The 15,350-nt window shown below is 41.3% G+C and carries 15 protein-coding genes and 1 tRNA gene; 11 read left to right on the forward strand and 5 right to left on the reverse strand.

Annotation, left to right across the window (positions count from 1 at the left end; genetic code table 11):
* Window positions 1-268 precede the first annotated feature (268 nt).
* On the forward strand, window positions 269-811 hold the full coding sequence (locus HU824_RS11075; protein ID WP_176468873.1) for a hypothetical protein: 543 nt from the start codon (window positions 269-271) through the stop codon (window positions 809-811).
* 509 nt (window positions 812-1,320) lie between these two features.
* Window positions 1,321-1,530 (forward strand): winged helix-turn-helix domain-containing protein, encoded by a 210-nt coding sequence (locus tag HU824_RS11080; RefSeq protein WP_136009778.1) that lies wholly within the window; start codon window positions 1,321-1,323, stop codon window positions 1,528-1,530.
* A gap of 238 nt (window positions 1,531-1,768) precedes the next feature.
* Here HU824_RS11080 and HU824_RS11085 read toward each other — a convergent pair.
* From HU824_RS11085 to HU824_RS11095, 3 genes are all read right to left on the reverse strand, one after another.
* Window positions 1,769-1,844, reverse strand: a tRNA-Lys gene (locus HU824_RS11085).
* Between the two features lie 95 nt (window positions 1,845-1,939).
* On the reverse strand, window positions 1,940-3,055 hold the full coding sequence (locus HU824_RS11090) for an AI-2E family transporter (protein WP_176468874.1): 1,116 nt from the start codon (window positions 3,053-3,055) through the stop codon (window positions 1,940-1,942).
* Window positions 3,056-3,078: 23 nt separating this feature from the next.
* Entirely contained in the window at window positions 3,079-3,684 is a 606-nt protein-coding gene (locus HU824_RS11095; protein WP_136009780.1) for a thymidine kinase, read from the reverse strand.
* A gap of 110 nt (window positions 3,685-3,794) precedes the next feature.
* Between HU824_RS11095 and HU824_RS11100 the strand changes: the two genes are divergently transcribed.
* The 5 genes from HU824_RS11100 (at window position 3,795) to HU824_RS11120 (ending at window position 7,483) form a co-directional block, all read left to right on the forward strand.
* On the forward strand, window positions 3,795-4,379 hold the full coding sequence (locus tag HU824_RS11100) for a hypothetical protein (protein ID WP_136009781.1): 585 nt from the start codon (window positions 3,795-3,797) through the stop codon (window positions 4,377-4,379).
* Between the two features lie 13 nt (window positions 4,380-4,392).
* Window positions 4,393-5,067, forward strand: coding sequence for a 16S rRNA (cytidine(1402)-2'-O)-methyltransferase (rsmI, locus tag HU824_RS11105; RefSeq protein WP_176468875.1), 675 nt, complete (start codon window positions 4,393-4,395; stop codon window positions 5,065-5,067).
* 34 nt (window positions 5,068-5,101) lie between these two features.
* Window positions 5,102-5,980 carry a hypothetical protein gene (locus HU824_RS11110; RefSeq protein WP_136009783.1) on the forward strand — a complete coding sequence of 293 codons (879 nt, stop codon included), beginning with the start codon at window positions 5,102-5,104 and terminating at the stop codon, window positions 5,978-5,980.
* Window positions 5,981-6,066: 86 nt separating this feature from the next.
* Window positions 6,067-6,765 carry a YjjG family noncanonical pyrimidine nucleotidase gene (locus HU824_RS11115; RefSeq protein ID WP_176468876.1) on the forward strand — a complete coding sequence of 233 codons (699 nt, stop codon included), beginning with the start codon at window positions 6,067-6,069 and terminating at the stop codon, window positions 6,763-6,765.
* Between the two features lie 52 nt (window positions 6,766-6,817).
* Entirely contained in the window at window positions 6,818-7,483 is a 666-nt protein-coding gene (locus HU824_RS11120) for a MarC family protein (RefSeq protein ID WP_136009785.1), read from the forward strand.
* A 58-nt stretch (window positions 7,484-7,541) separates the two neighbouring features.
* On the opposite strand, the gene HU824_RS11125 is transcribed toward HU824_RS11120, so the two are convergent.
* The gene (locus HU824_RS11125) at window positions 7,542-9,059 is read right to left on the reverse strand and encodes a RagB/SusD family nutrient uptake outer membrane protein (protein ID WP_005828430.1); all 1,518 of its coding nucleotides are present in this window, start codon (window positions 9,057-9,059) and stop codon (window positions 7,542-7,544) included.
* A gap of 17 nt (window positions 9,060-9,076) precedes the next feature.
* Window positions 9,077-11,896 carry a SusC/RagA family TonB-linked outer membrane protein gene (locus HU824_RS11130; RefSeq protein WP_369692700.1) on the reverse strand — a complete coding sequence of 940 codons (2,820 nt, stop codon included), beginning with the start codon at window positions 11,894-11,896 and terminating at the stop codon, window positions 9,077-9,079.
* A gap of 447 nt (window positions 11,897-12,343) precedes the next feature.
* Here HU824_RS11130 and HU824_RS11135 point away from each other — a divergent pair, with 447 nt between their 5' ends.
* The 4 genes from HU824_RS11135 to HU824_RS11150 all read left to right on the forward strand — a co-directional run bounded on the left by HU824_RS11135 (window position 12,344) and on the right by HU824_RS11150 (window position 14,855).
* The gene (locus HU824_RS11135) at window positions 12,344-13,564 is read left to right on the forward strand and encodes an ATP-binding protein (RefSeq protein WP_136009519.1); all 1,221 of its coding nucleotides are present in this window, start codon (window positions 12,344-12,346) and stop codon (window positions 13,562-13,564) included.
* Window positions 13,565-13,910: 346 nt separating this feature from the next.
* Window positions 13,911-14,153 carry a DUF3791 domain-containing protein gene (locus HU824_RS11140; protein WP_136009518.1) on the forward strand — a complete coding sequence of 81 codons (243 nt, stop codon included), beginning with the start codon at window positions 13,911-13,913 and terminating at the stop codon, window positions 14,151-14,153.
* On the forward strand, window positions 14,150-14,641 hold the full coding sequence (locus HU824_RS11145) for a DUF3990 domain-containing protein (RefSeq protein ID WP_136009517.1): 492 nt from the start codon (window positions 14,150-14,152) through the stop codon (window positions 14,639-14,641). Before HU824_RS11140 ends, HU824_RS11145 begins: the two co-directional genes overlap by 4 nt.
* Window positions 14,622-14,855 (forward strand): hypothetical protein, encoded by a 234-nt coding sequence (locus HU824_RS11150; RefSeq protein ID WP_136009516.1) that lies wholly within the window; start codon window positions 14,622-14,624, stop codon window positions 14,853-14,855. Before HU824_RS11145 ends, HU824_RS11150 begins: the two co-directional genes overlap by 20 nt.
* Window positions 14,856-15,350: the final 495 nt, after the last annotated feature.

The raw sequence follows: 15,350 nt of genomic DNA on the forward strand, positions 1-15,350 counted from the left end.
AGTTGCAGTCTGATTCAGCCTATAGTCATTTAAGACTAGTGTCAAAGTTAGTTCACTGCAACTCTACTTTTCAAATATACACTTATATTTTGTTGTGATATTTAATACTGCAAATGTAAATGTGTCAAAACCCTCTTTTTAACAAAATCACCCTTGCTACAGATATCTGTGACAGGGGTGATTTTCATATTTTTGGTGTTTTGACACATTCCCGGTCTTCGTTTGAACAAAATTTCTTTGTATTTTTGCAAAAAATATAGATGGGATAATGAAAGCACTGCTTGTAAAAATACTCCGCTGTTTGATGCTGATACTGGTTATTGTATTGACTGGTCTTGGATGTTATATCTATGAGAAAACTTTGGCTGCCTTATGGATACCTGTAGGGGTGGGGATTGTAGTAGCAGTCGTTACACTTCCTCTATCTAAGAAATGGGTATGGTTGACGACAGTGGAGGGCATGGGCATGAATATGTTGTGTCATGTGGTTTGTGTGGGCCTCATCGGGTATTCGCTTTTTCTTGTGGGGAATTATCAGATGGCGGCTCCTGCTTCTACTCAAGAGGTGACGGTTACCGTACTTGAAAAGCTGATAAAAGAACAGGAAAAGAAACGTAAAGTAGGCAGGCACCGTTATGTGTCGGCTGGAGTGCGTAAAGAATATTTCTTAAAGGTAGCTTTCGAGAATGGAGCGATAGAGACTTTGCATGTTTCCACAGCCACATACAATAAAGCACGAAAAGGCAAACCGAAAGTCCTGACTTTGCAGAAAGGAGGTTTCGGATTGCCAGTGATAACGAAGGGGTTATAGTTTTCATCTCCTCCGTGTAAGACATCAGATGAGTAATCGAATGCTCTTCTTAAGGATTTTTGCGTACAAATTGTCTGTGAATCCAAATGGTGGCATCAGTCCTTTGAATTTCAATAATACATAATTGGAATCAGTCGGACTTTTGCTGAAGTGCGTAATGAACCAGTCTTGCTACATTCCGTGCTTATACTCCTGCGGGGTGGTCGGCTGTTAAGGTGTGGTTCAAAGACAGAAAAGTGGACGAAATGAAGAGCTATTATATAATAGTACCTTGATGATACCAGCATAATCGTTTCCGGATATAGTATAATGTGAATATTCCTTTCTATAAGGTGCTGATATTTATAAAGTTCTATATTTTTTGCAGATTTTAGGTATACGTAGTTCAAAGAATGTTATCTGAAATGAAAAGAATGGGCAATGTTTGTCATTGCTCTGTCTTTGTCTTATCTTTGAGTAGATAATATAGGATATCATTTTAAGAAAGGAACTAATAATAAGATAATAATATGAAGAATATTGAGAAGGCGACTAATAATATGAAAATGGTATATTCCATTCTGTGCAATCTTAAGAGGTGTACAATCTTTGAATTACAGAAACTGACGAAGTTCAGGGATGTGGATCTGTGTTTGGCCTTGGGGTATCTGCTGCAGAATAACCAGATTTATCAGAAGCGTATTGATAACATGGTTTACTACGGGGTCATCGCAAAATGAGAAGATATACAATAGTGCGCATATCTAACTATTATTTAATCAGTGTGTTAAAAGCCTATGTTTGAGTAATGAAAGCCTGATAAATTCAACCGGATTTTGCAGCTGACCCCATTTTCATTGTGATTCTGTATTGTGCTTTGAAGCATCGGTATGATTATAAACTTTCCAACCAACTCATTACGTAGCAGATACCTTTAAAAGAAAAAAGCAATTATCTATTTCAGATAATTGCTTTTTTTGGTGAACCGCTTGGGGCTCGAACCCAAGACCCCAACATTAAAAGTGTTGTGCTCTACCTGCTGAGCTAGCGATTCAGACCTTATTGCTGTTAAGCGGGTGCAAAGATAGCTACTTTTGTTTAAAAAAACAAATGTATTAAAGAAAAAAGTTTTGATGACGACTTTTATTTTTATTTTTCTTGTTGATTATCAGTTTGTTCAAACTTGCGAATTTTTTCTCTGTTTATGATGAAACGTTGATAGTAGGAGAGCATAAGGGTGGTAAGTGGGAGTGCTATAATCATGCCCAGCATTCCCATCAATGAACTCCAGATTGATAAAGAAAGTAGGATGATGGCAGGGTTCAGGCCCGTAATCTTCCCCATGACACGCGGTACGATGAATCCGTCTTGAATGACTTGTACTATTATGAATACCGCAAGGGCCGATGCGATGATAATCCAGAAGTTTCCTCCCGTATCCGCTGCTTTCAGTATGGCCAGCACGATGGTAGGTATAAAGCCGATAATCTGCAAATAAGGTACTAAGTTTAAAGCACCGATGAACAGGCCGAGCCCAATGGCCAGTGGGAAATCAATAATCAGAAAACCTATACTGAACAGAATACCGACACACAATGCCACGAACGCTTGTCCGCGGAAGTATCTGTTCATGCCGTCTTTTACATCGTTCATCACACTGACTACGAAAGGCCGGTATTTTTGCGGTACCAGGTGGGTCCATCCTTCGGCAATGCTTTCGTAATCCAGTAATATGAAGATTATATAGAGAAGAATGAGAAAGAAAGTAAAGAAGCTGAACAGTAGATTGACGGATTCTGACAGCAAGGACCAGAGCCGGGGAACGGTTTCCTTGATGGCGTTCAGCATATTCTCTTCCTTGAACAATTGGGTGACGAACTGGGTGTCTATGTTCTCACGAAGGAATTCGGAGAGTGTTCTGGGCACATTGCCGTCGTGGGTTCCGTTGGAAAAGTAGTCTATTACCAAATCTTTTACCCTGACGAATTCGTTCATCATGGGAGGCACAAGCAGATAGAATGCGGTTCCTCCTACAATCAGAATGCTGAACAAGGCGCAGAAGATGGATATGACCCGGTTCTTGAGCCTTAATCCGTACTGGAAAAAGGTGACCAAGGGGTATATCAGATAGGAAATGAGCCATGCGATGAAGAATGGCAGCAATACGCCGCTTAGACGCTTGAAGAGCATAAGGATGCCGATAATGACGACACCGAGTATGACACCGCGAATAAAACTGTCGAATGTAATCTTTTTGCGTTCCATAATGCTCCGTTTTTTTGTATTCGTTAATGACCGTTTTCCTTTTGGTCGGCTTGGATGGCTTGCTGATAGCACTCCCGGCATAGGGGTTCATACTCTTCGGTTTCTCCCAGCAGTACTTGTTTGTCGTTCTTGACGGTACGGTGGGAGAACGAGGCGAGTTGACCGCATTTCACACAGATGGCATGTACTTTGGAAACTTCGTCTGCAATGGCACACAGTCCCGGCATAGGTCCGAATGGAATACCGCGGAAGTCCATGTCCAGTCCGGCTATAATGACGCGTATACCATTGTTGGCAAGCTGGTTGCATACATCAATCAGACCGCTGTCAAAGAACTGGGCTTCGTCAATGCCCACTACATCTATCTCTGAAGTGAAGAGCAGAATGCTGGCAGACGAGTCGATGGGAGTGGAGGCTATGGAATGACTGTCATGCGATACGACATCAGCTTCGGAATAACGGGTGTCTATGGCAGGCTTGAATATCTCTACGCGTTGTTTGGCAAATTTTGCCCGTTTCAGTCTCCTTATCAGCTCTTCGGTTTTGCCGGAGAACATGGAACCGCAAATGACCTCAATTCTTCCCCTGCGTTTGGTTTCCTGTATATGATCTTCTGAAAATAATACCATGTTTTCAAGTGTTATATTTAAGCACAAAAGTAACACTTTTGTTTGCTTTCCGATATTTTTTCATTATTTATTTCTACATTTGTAGCGTTAACACGGACTGTGTAAAGGATATGCAAACCCTATTAAACGACATAGAATTAGATATTCAGGAATTGAAATGTTTGATGCAGGCCATTTCAAGTGATGCCAATCCGACATTGAGGATTGTGGCAAGACGGAATATCCAGCAGATGAAGGCACGCTTGGAGGCGTTGCAAGAACTGCTTGAGGAGGCGCCAACGGTTGTTGTGCCGCCCTTAGAGGAACTCCCTGCTGTTACTACTCCTTTGGCCGAATCGGCTTCTCCGGTTGAACCGGTAGTCCCTGATACAATGAAGATGGTATGTGAGGAACCGGCAACAGTTCATACGGCTGAAGCGCTCCAGACTGTTGCAACTTCGGTGTCTCCTATTTTGGCGGAACGCATCAAGCCTTCCAAGGACTTGCGGCATGCTATCAGCCTGAACGATTCGTTCCGTTTTGTCCGCGAACTGTTCGCAGGCGATACTGCACGGATGAATGAAGTGGTACGCCGTTTGGGTGAGGCTCCTTCTTTGGACAAGGCTATGGATATTTTTGCTTCGGAAGTGCACCCGGATGAAGAAAATGAAGCCGCCGTCGATTTTATGGAACTCCTCAAAAAATATTTCAGCTAAACAACCGATAAGTATGGGAAAACTTTATGTAGTGCCTACTCCGGTAGGAAATTTGGAAGACATGACATTCCGTGCTATCCGGATTCTGAAGGAAGTGGATTTGATACTTGCCGAGGATACACGTACCTCCGGCATATTGCTGAAACACTTTGAAATAAAGAATGTGATGCAATCTCACCATAAATTTAATGAACATAAAACGGTTGAAAGTGTTGTTAATAGAATAAAGGGGGGAGAAACTGTAGCTTTGATTTCGGATGCAGGTACGCCGGGTATATCCGACCCAGGCTTTCTGGTGGTCAGAGAGTGTGTGCGTAATGGTATCGAAGTGCAATGCCTGCCGGGAGCGACAGCTTTTGTGCCGGCATTGGTGGCTTCCGGATTGCCGAATGAGAAGTTCTGTTTTGAAGGTTTCCTTCCACAGAAGAAAGGAAGGATGACCCGCCTGAAGGCATTGGCCGAGGAGCGTCGTACCATGGTGTTCTATGAGTCTCCCCACAGATTGGTAAAAGCTTTGACGCAGTTTACCGAACATTTCGGTGCCGAACGTCAGGCATCTGTTTCGCGGGAAATTTCAAAGGTGCACGAAGAAACGGTGCGTGGAACGCTTACAGAATTAATAGAACATTTCACAGCGAACGAACCGCGTGGTGAAATTGTGATTGTAGTAGCAGGAATAGACGATTAAATAACTTCATTAACCAAACGTAAAACGAAAGCGTATGAAAAAGTTAGCAGTTTTAATTGTATGCGCGGCTGTAATGGCTTCGTGTGACAGCTTCTCTGGTGGCAATAAGAATCAGTTGAAAGCTGAAAATGATTCTTTATTGATGGAACTGACTCAGCGTAATGCTGAATTGGACGAGATGATGGGCACTTTCAATGATATTTCAGAAGGATTCCGCCAGATTAATGCAGCGGAGAGCCGTGTAGATTTGCAACGTGGCGCCGTGGCAGAAGGCTCTTTGAATGCCAAGCAGCAGATTGCGTCGGACATTGAGTTTATCCGTAAACAGATGGAAGAGAATAAGGAGCAGATTGCCAAACTGCAGTCCATGTTGAAGAACAGTAAGAATAACTCTGCCCAGTTAAAGAGAGCCGTAGAATCTCTGACTCAGGAGTTGGTGGCAAAGACCCAGCGTATTGAGGAATTGCAGGCTGAACTGGCTTCCAAGAATATCCGTATTCAGGAACTGGATGCTGCTGTGACCGGTTTGTCTACTGAGAAGGAGGAATTGACTGCCGAAAATGAGGCGAAGGCTCAAACCGTTGCCGAGCAAGATAAGGCACTTAATACAGCTTGGTTTGTGTTTGGTACAAAGAAGGAGTTGAAAAATCAGAAGATATTGACAAACACCGGACTTTTCAAAAAAGGTCAGGTGCTGAAGGATTCTGATATCAATAAGGATTACTTTACACAAGTGGATATCCGTACGACAAAAGAGATTAAACTATACTCTAAAGATGCTGATATCTTGACTACTCATCCTGCTGGCTCTTATGTGTTGGAGAAAGATGATAAAGGACAGCTGACTTTGAAGATTACAAATCCGAAAGACTTCTGGAGTGTGTCCAAGTATCTGGTAATCCAAGTAAAATAACACTGTTATAGACTGATACAGAACGGACGCAGGTTATTGGAATTGATAATCTGCGTCTATTTCTATATATCCCTCTCCTTTAAATTATGGCATCCCAATATAAGAACCTGTTTTTTGACCTGGACGACACGCTTTGGGCATTTTCCCTTAATGCACGCGATACATTTGAAGAGATGTATCATAAGTATGATTATGACCGTTTCTTCCGCTCTTTCCAGCATTTCTATACTCTTTATCAGCATCGTAATGTAGAGCTGTGGGAAGAATACGGCAGAGGCCAGGTCAGTAAGGAAGAGTTGAACCGCCAGCGTTTTCTATATCCTCTGGAGGCAGTAGGGGCGGGGGATGTTGCTTTGGCCGAGGCTTTTTCTGATGATTTCTTTTCGGTAATTCCCACAAAAAGTCGGCTGATGCCGCATGCGTATGAGGTACTGGAATATTTGGCAGGGAAATATAACCTCTATATCCTTTCCAACGGCTTCCAGGAGCTGCAATGTCATAAGATGCGTTCGGCAGGCATTGACCACTTTTTTAAGAAGATTGTTCTCTCTGATGACATCGGTATCTTGAAGCCCTGGCCCGAAATTTTTCATTTTGCCCTTTCTGCCACGCAATCTGAGGTACATGATTCTTTGATGATAGGCGATAGTTGGGAGAATGATGTGGCAGGAGCCAAAGGAGTGGGTATGCACCAAGTGTTTTATAATGTAACCGGAAAGGAAGAACTGCCTTTTTTGCCGACTTATCATATCAGTAATCTGAAAGAATTGATGCAGATTCTGTGACATTGAAATTTTTAGTTGTACTTTTGTCTGCAGAAACGTATATTATACAGCTATGGACACAATCTTACCTTTCACTCTACTTTGTTTTACCTCCTTCTTTACGTTGACAAATCCTCTCGGCACCATGCCGGTGTTTTTGACCATGACGCATGGAATGACAGACCGTGAACGGCAGTCGGTAGTATCGCGCGCCACTCTGGTTGCCTTTATTACGATTATGGTTTTTACGTTTGCAGGGCAGTTTCTCTTTAAGTTCTTCGGTATCTCTACCAATGGTTTCCGTATTGCCGGTGGAGTTATTATCTTTAAGATTGGCTTCGATATGCTGCAAGCCCGTTATACCCCAATGAAACTGAAAGATGAGGAAATCAAGACTTATGCCGATGATATTTCCATTACTCCTCTTGGAATTCCGATGCTTTGTGGTCCCGGTGCTATAGCCAATGCCATTGTACTGATGCAGGATGCCCATACCATTCAGATGAAAGGAGTTCTTATAGGAATGATTGCCTTTATTTATCTGATTACCTTTTTTATATTGCGTGCTTCCACGCGGTTGGTCACAATCCTGGGTGAGACGGGAAACAATGTGATGATGCGTCTGATGGGACTTATTCTGATGGTTATTGCCGTTGAGTGTTTTGTCAGCGGAGTGAAACCGATATTGGTGGATATATTGAAAGAAGGAGGCATACCATCACTGGCACACCTCCTCTAAACACTTTATTTATAAAAACACATTGGGAGAATTCCCAAGTTCTTTAGGCTACTATTGATTAATAGCCTGGATTTTGTTCTATGTTCGGATTGGCATTGATTTCACCAACGGGAATTAACGGGAGCGCTTTCTTGGAGTCGCGGTTGAATGTACGTGCTTCTTCGCTCAATACGTCATGCCATCCTCTGTCATTAACGTCCGTGTAGCGTGTAACGGTTTCACCTCGGCGCATAACATCGAAGTAGCGCTGTCCTTCACCTACAAGTTCCTTGCGGCGCTCAATGTAGATGCGGTCTAATGTGATGTTTCCGCTGGTTACTTGTTTGCTTTCATCCGTTGTGCGGTTGGATATGATATCGTTCAGCAGGTTGGCAGCCTTGTTCTTGTCTCCGGCTTGGAAAGCTGCTTCTGCTGCTGACAAGTAAACTTCTGACAAGCGCAGCAACGGGACATTGGAGTAACGTACATCTCCGTTTACAGCAGGCATTTTGTTGATGTAAACTTTGCGTTTGTCAAATCCTCCTGCTGCCGCTGCCAGTAATATGTCGTTACGGATGTCTGCCGGGTCGGATGTAAGCATGTCAGAGAAGTCTTTTGTGACAATTACATCTCCATATCCGGGAGAAGCGCCAGCCTTGTCTGCATATAAGTAGGCAATACCTTCACGGTCTGTCCAGTCAGTATTGTTGTTGATGGAAATCTCGAACATGATTTCTTTTGAATGATTGGCATCACTTTTGCTCCATGCAGCAACATATTCGGACGGTTCCCAAAGTTTGTAAGACGAGTTTGATATGATGTCTTCAGCTACGGATAAAGCCTTGCTCCATTCGCCTTTTGTCATATATACACGTACCTGCAAGGCTTTGGCAGCCCAAAGGTTGACATAGCCCACTTCATTGGTTTTGGGCAGTGCATTTGAATTGATTGCATCTGTCAAATCCTTCTCAATAGCCTCATAACATTGAGCTACTGTGCTGCGGCTTGGCTTTTCTGTCGATTCCAGTGGGGAGGTAGCGATGGGCACACCGAGTGAGCTACCTTGATCTACCGTATAAGGTTTACCGTAAATGCGTGTAAGGTCAAACAGTGCCATGGCACGCAGAACTTTTGCTTCTGCATCATATTGGTCAATAGTGGCTTTTGCCTCTGCCGCATCGGTCAGGTTGCCACTTTCTGCTGCTTGAATCAGACGGTTGGCGCGTGCAATGACTACATAAGGCATCTGCCATACAGCTGTTGAGGTGGTGAAATTGTCGGCAGTTGTATATTCCATATAGTAGTAGAAGTTTGCTCTTCCACTTCCACCGTTATATTCATATTGGATATCTTCCCCTCTCATGTCACCGTATACGAACATGAGGCGTCCATAATAATTAATCAGGCTACTGTTACCTTTAACGGCAGCATAAAGTCCCGTCCGCACATTGGCCAGATCATCGCTGTTCTTGATTGCGGTTTCAGCATCTATTCCGTCTGCGGGTGACTGATCCAGCCAACTGTTGAGGCATGATGAAGTGCTGACTGCCATAGCTGCGCAAAGCGTTGCTGTGTATAATGTCTTTAATATTTTCATTTTCGTATCTTTATTAGTTAGAAATTCAATTCTATTCCGAATGTATATGTTCTCAATGCCGGAGTCTCAAATGTGCATAGTCCGTCTACACGCATTTCCGGATCTACAAATAGGTCTTTGGACTTCCATGTAAGCAGGTTGGAACCAGAGAAGTAGATTCTGGCCTTGCTAAGTCCAAGCTTGCTGATGTAGTTTTGCGGAATGCTTACACCTAATGTGAGGTTCTTCAGACGTAGATAATCAGTAGGCATCAGCCAGCGTGAAGACAGTGAAGCTGCGCTTCCATATTCAAATTTAGGCAATGTGGCATTTGTATCGCCCGGTCTGGTCCACATCTTTGAGATGTCATAGTATGTTGGTACGGCACCACCATATAAATATGAACCGCCATTGGAGTGCTGCCAAGTGGAGTAGTCAAAAGCATCACCACCCAATGAATAAGTGAAAGTGAAGCCTAAGTCTATAAACTTCCATTTGAGGTTGTTGGTAAGACCGCCTTCTATACTAGCCTGATGCTTGCCTACAATAGTTTTGTTGGCTTCAGAGATATTTGTAGTTGTTTTGCGGGCATTCTCTGTTCCGTCATTCAGGTAGAACATTTCTTTACCGGTCTCAGCGTCGACTCCGGCGTATTCATAAACGTAGTATGAATAGTAAGGCTCGCCTACACGGTGAATCAGTGGTCCTGATACGATTTCATTCTGCTGGCCATCTAATTGGGTCAGTTTGTTGCTGTTATGTGCCATGTTCAGAGAAGTGGTCCACGTGAAATCCTTGTTTCTGAAATTGGTTGATGTAATGGTCAACTCAAAACCGGAGTTCTTCAGTGAACCGATGTTTTGCGGAGTGGTATACCCATAACTGCTATCATAATATCCACCAACTTGTGATACGGGAAGGTCGTATATGAGGTCACTGGTTTTGCGTTGATAGTAGTCGAATGTTACAGAGATACGGTCAATGAATGAAAGGTCGAGACCGATATTCCATGTTTTGTTCTTTTCCCATTTCAAGTCCGGATTTGCAATTCCGACGATTGACATTCCTGACTGTCCATTGTATATGATTCCATATTTATAGAGATTCATATAAGCATAATAATCTGATGGTTGCGTTCCGTTTACACCGTATGACACACGTAGCTTTCCATCTGTCAATACACTTTTGACGGGATTCAGGAAACTTTCGTCTATGAATCTCCATGCTCCGGAAACTGACCAGAAACTTCCCCACCGGTTTTCTCTAGCCAAACGTGAACTTCCGTCGGTACGATAACTGAAACCGAGATAATATCTGTCTGCATAGTTGTAATTGGCACGTCCGAGGAACGAAGTCATGCGATAGCTCTGCCTGTTGGTTTCGGCACTTGTCGAACCGGCATTTGTCAATTCGTACAAATCACCCGGATAGTCTTGGCCTGCCATGTAGTTGAAAGCATATTCCGTATCTTGTGTTTCAAAACCAAGCAGGGCATCAATATTATGCAGACCGAAAGAGTTGATGTAAGAAAGTTGAGTTTGTGTATTCAACTGGTCATTACGATTGACAATACGCTGCATAACACCGCCTGGGGCACCGTTGTTTGAGTGTCGATCCCAAAGAACATCATTGGTACCTTGTGCGTAATCATAAGCAATCTTTTCACTTAAATTCAACTTATCCCAAATATTATAAGTCAACTTGATTGTATTGAATGCCTTCATCAGGGTATAAACGTCGGAACTGTGTTCTCTTTCATACAGAGGGTTGACTCCAAATACACCGCAACCATTGTTTAATGTGCCGTCTTCATTATAAGGAGTTGATGAGGGATTTTGGAAGAATGCGTAATTGGCCACAGGTCCATCATAGGAGGTAGCTTCATTGGTTTTGTTTTGTCTTACTTTTGAGAATTGGCTTGTAACCTGAACTTCAAAGTCTCCAAACTTATGAGTGAGGTTTGCATTACCAGTGAAACGTTCCAGACCTTGTTTGTAAATGATACCTTCCTGATTGGTATAAGCTACTGAGGTGTAGAACTTGGTACGGTCGTTACCGCCAGATACGCTCAGCTGGTAGTTCTGATGAGAACCGTTACGGAAAAGCAGGTCTTTCCAATCCGTCCATCCGGTCGAGGGTTTTGAAGCAAAATCCTCGATGTTTTGGTCTGCAAAAGTTGCGGCATCTGCGTCAGACATGTTTCCGGTGTATAACCCATAATTCTTGAGACCGGTCCATAAGAGTTCACGGCGCGAGTCACCGTCGAGCATAGGACGATAATCTATTGCCATGTTTGAGAAACCCCAGTCAGAGCGGAAACTTACATTTGTTTTGCCTTGTTTTCCGCTTTTCGTCGTAATGACCACAACACCGTTGGCAGCACGCGAGCCGTAAAGAGAGGCAGCCGCCGCATCTTTGATAACTGTGATAGACTCGATGTCATTGGTATTGAGTGAAGACAAAATATCAGTTCCTGCATCACTATAAGTGAACTCGGATAAGTCTCCACTTGTGACCGGTGTTCCGTCAATAACATAAAGCGGATTGTTTCCGGCATTGATGGAACCCATACCACGTACACGGATACTGCTTACAGAACCAGGATTACTTGAACTTGAGCCAAAAGTAACACCAGCGACATTACCAGAAAGTTTGTCGGCAACAGAAAGAACCGGTACATCTTCCAAGGTGGAAGTGTTTACAGTAGAAGCAGCTCCGGTAAATGATGCTTTTTTAAATGTACCGTAACCGGTAACCACAACCTCTTCAAGCAGCTCAGAATCGGATTTCAAAATTACCTTTACATGAGGTTTGATCGTTACTTCTTGGGTTTGCATACCAACAAACGAAATCACCAGAGTTTTCGCGGAACTACAATAAGTGTATATTGTTAAAAAACAATTGTTTACGTCTACTATAGAACAGAGTTTATTCTATTGTATATTATCTATAAAGGTATACGGCAAAGGGAGGTAAATATCTCGAAGTACCCATTTCATACCGTTTTGAATAATTAAAAGCTGATAATGAGCGCGTTATTGTAACATTTCATTCTACTCTTTTAATTGGTGATGTACTAATTAACCCAATAAATGTTTTTTATTCAAGAATAACGATAGATTATATAGAGGAATTTATCTTGAAAGATAGATCTTAGCCGTAAAAGCTCCAAAATATTTTTTTGTTGAGAAATATTTAGTTTATAGGTATTATGTATAATGGATAAATACAAAAGATGTGTAAAAAGATTCAATTATAATTGAAAGATTTATATCTTTGCGCATAAACTAAAATCGTGTTTGAATATGAAAAATTATATCTCCCGCCCTTTATACATAAGAAGAATTGAACCGTTTATTGATAAAAGTATAATAAAAGTAATAACTGGCCAACGTAGGATAGGTAAAAGCTACATTCTTTTGCAGATATCAGATCTCATAAAGAAGAACATACCGGAAGCCAACATTATTTTTGTAGACAAGGAGCAGCTTGCCTTCACGGAAATTAGGAACTACATGGATCTTTATCAATATGTTTTAAAGAAGGTTATTGGGCATAATCATAACTATCTTTTTGTAGATGAAATCCAAGAGGTTGAAGAATTCCAATTGTGTCTGCGGAGTTTATTGAATGAAAATAAATGCGACATCTATTGCACCGGAAGTAATGCTAAAATGCTATCCAGTGAACTTGCTACTCAATTGGCAGGAAGATATATAGAATTTCCCATTCATTCACTTAGCTACGGGGAATTCTTAACTTTCAATCAATGTCAAGATTCCACCGAAAGTTTAAAACTCTATCTTACATTCGGAGGTATGCCATACATTCATAATCTAACAATGGACAAGAATGTCATATTCGAGTATTTGAGAAACGTTTATTCTACTATCCTACTAAAAGATGTGGTTGCCCGTGAATCAATCCGGAATGTATCTTTTTTGGAGAATCTCGTAGCTTATCTGATAGATAATACCGGCTCTCTTTTTTCTGCCCAGAATATTAGCAAATATTTAAAGTCGCAGCATGTCAATATTCCCACGCAGACAATTCTGAACTATCTAAAGGCACTGTGCAATAGTTTCTTTATTTACAAAATTCAACGAGCAGAAATCCAAGGGATGAAAATCTTTGAGATTGGTGAGAAATATTATTTTGAAGATTTGGGATTACATAATTCCATACGGCATTTTGATTTTCGAAAAGACATCAACAAGTTAATGGAAAATGTTGTATGCATTGATTTGTTAAGATATGGATATGAAGTATATGTCGGAAAGAGTGGAAATAAGGAAATTGATTTTATTGCTTCCAAAGACGACCATAAAGTCTATATCCAAGTAGCGTATATGCTTCCCGATGATGCAACCGTTCAGCGAGAATTCGGCAATCTTTTGGAAATAGCAGACAATTACCCCAAATATGTAGTTACAATGGATGAAATACAGAGCGGGGGAAATTACAAAGGAATCAAACAGATTTCACTGCGAAACTTTTTGTTGGCAGAGGATAAAGAAAGATTGTAAATCTATAATTTAATTTCCAACATGAGAAGAGTAAATCAATAGGCTTTTCAATTTTTAGACAAGTTCTTTGAGATATGACTACTGAAACGAGCTGAATGACAATAAGGCAGATATTAAAAAGCCGCTCATTTCACAATGGGCGGCTTAAAACACTTTATTTATAAAAACACTTTGAAGGTAGTGTAAAATATATTTTCGCAAATTATCTCTAATCCTATTTGCATAAAGGGCCCTTAAGTTCAGATATGGAATTCGCCTTATTCTTAGAAAAAGTAAAATTGTCGTTAAAACAAGAAAAGGATAATGTAACTTTTTCTATCTTTGTTCTTATAGATTAACAAGCAATATGGAGGAACTAATGAAAGGAATGTCTTTGAATGCTGCAAAAATAGAGTTGATGGTTTTTGTGATTGACGAGTTTGCCAAATTGCATGGCTTAAAGTATAAACAGGCTTATAGCTATTTGGACTTTCACGGTGGACTTGCTTTCTTGGAAAAGCATTATGATGTAGAACATACACTTTCTTTTAATGAAATCCTTTCCGATGTATCGCAAGTTTGTATTAATAGAGGAGGAATGATTCAATGAAACTGTATCATGGTTCCAATACGATAATCTCAAAGATTGACTTATCCTTATCAAAGCCCAACAAGGACTTTGGAAAAGGGTTCTATCTTTCAGATGACAGAAGTCAAGCGGAAGCAATGGCGTTACGTACCGTTGAAAGGAATGAATGCGGGGAAGCGATAGTAACTGTTTTTGATATTGATGACGAAAATCTTAACGATTCCTCATTAAATATTAAGACTTTTGAAACTTACAATGAAGAATGGACTTTGTTTGTAATGAAAAACCGATATGAAAATGTCGGACATGAGTATGATATTGTCATAGGTCCAATTGCTGATGACAGAATCGGACTTCAGATTTTGAATTATTACAATGAAAACATTGATTTACCCACTCTGGTGAGGAAGATCTCATATAAAGGAGGCATTCATCCGCAATATTATTTTGGTACGGACAGAGCAATAGAACTATTAAAGTTTGTAGAATATGGAACAGTTTTCAGATAATGAAATACGTTATGCAGTCAATAGCATTGCTAAAGATATCATTACGCGATTGGTGGAAGTGGAAGGACTTTCCATACTAGAAGCTATGCGATTGTTTATCCAGTCGGAAACATTTGCCAAGCTTCAAAATGTCAAAACCGGATTGGTCTTTCAGAGCTATCTTTATATATATAGCTTTTTAGAAAATGAGATGAAGAAAGGGATAAGTGAATAAAAGAAAGCAAAAAACTGTAGTAATTGGGTAGGAGGTAAATGTTGTTCATAAAAGGCATTTACCTCCTACTTTCACATTTACCGACCTCCCACACCACCGTACGTGCCGTTCGGCATACGGCGGTTTCGTGCTTTTACACCTTACGGTGTGTGGCAAGTTGTTTTCAGCCATCCCTTCGAGATACGTCACTTCTATTCTATTGTCGGATTCCGTCCTATCGTGTGAATAGAGAGTTCCTTTTCGGACATCTGACTACAAAAGACTCTCAAGGTAGCAGTCATTTACTGTTGCACTGCACGATTCAGTCCTTCCCTATAGACAACCCGTGTCTTGGGTACTATGACCTCTGCTGACTTCTCACGACAAGCTTTACTCCGTCATGGTACATCGAATACCTCATCTTCACCATGCGTTCGTGAGACCTCCTCGGATAAGGGCATTATCTTTCCATCTTATACCCACTTCATTTACACCGACCGTTCCGAATAGCTATAG

Origin of the sequence: Bacteroides sp. L10-4 (assembly GCF_013373675.1) — a bacterium.
Lineage (GTDB): Bacteria > Bacteroidota > Bacteroidia > Bacteroidales > Bacteroidaceae > Bacteroides > Bacteroides muris.

Excerpts from the sequence above, each read along its gene's own strand:
- HU824_RS11075 (WP_176468873.1), top strand. The coding sequence starts at position 269 with ATGAAAGCACTGCTTGTAAAAATACTCCGCTGTTTGATGCTGATACTG.
- HU824_RS11080 (WP_136009778.1), top strand. The coding sequence starts at position 1,321 with ATGAAGAATATTGAGAAGGCGACTAATAATATGAAAATGGTATATTCC.
- HU824_RS11090 (WP_176468874.1), bottom strand. The coding sequence starts at position 3,055 with ATGGAACGCAAAAAGATTACATTCGACAGTTTTATTCGCGGTGTCATA.
- HU824_RS11095 (WP_136009780.1), bottom strand. The coding sequence starts at position 3,684 with ATGGTATTATTTTCAGAAGATCATATACAGGAAACCAAACGCAGGGGA.
- HU824_RS11100 (WP_136009781.1), top strand. The coding sequence starts at position 3,795 with ATGCAAACCCTATTAAACGACATAGAATTAGATATTCAGGAATTGAAA.
- rsmI (WP_176468875.1), top strand. The coding sequence starts at position 4,393 with ATGGGAAAACTTTATGTAGTGCCTACTCCGGTAGGAAATTTGGAAGAC.
- HU824_RS11110 (WP_136009783.1), top strand. The coding sequence starts at position 5,102 with ATGAAAAAGTTAGCAGTTTTAATTGTATGCGCGGCTGTAATGGCTTCG.
- HU824_RS11115 (WP_176468876.1), top strand. The coding sequence starts at position 6,067 with ATGGCATCCCAATATAAGAACCTGTTTTTTGACCTGGACGACACGCTT.
- HU824_RS11120 (WP_136009785.1), top strand. The coding sequence starts at position 6,818 with ATGGACACAATCTTACCTTTCACTCTACTTTGTTTTACCTCCTTCTTT.
- HU824_RS11125 (WP_005828430.1), bottom strand. The coding sequence starts at position 9,059 with ATGAAAATATTAAAGACATTATACACAGCAACGCTTTGCGCAGCTATG.
- HU824_RS11135 (WP_136009519.1), top strand. The coding sequence starts at position 12,344 with ATGAAAAATTATATCTCCCGCCCTTTATACATAAGAAGAATTGAACCG.
- HU824_RS11140 (WP_136009518.1), top strand. The coding sequence starts at position 13,911 with ATGGAGGAACTAATGAAAGGAATGTCTTTGAATGCTGCAAAAATAGAG.
- HU824_RS11145 (WP_136009517.1), top strand. The coding sequence starts at position 14,150 with ATGAAACTGTATCATGGTTCCAATACGATAATCTCAAAGATTGACTTA.
- HU824_RS11150 (WP_136009516.1), top strand. The coding sequence starts at position 14,622 with ATGGAACAGTTTTCAGATAATGAAATACGTTATGCAGTCAATAGCATT.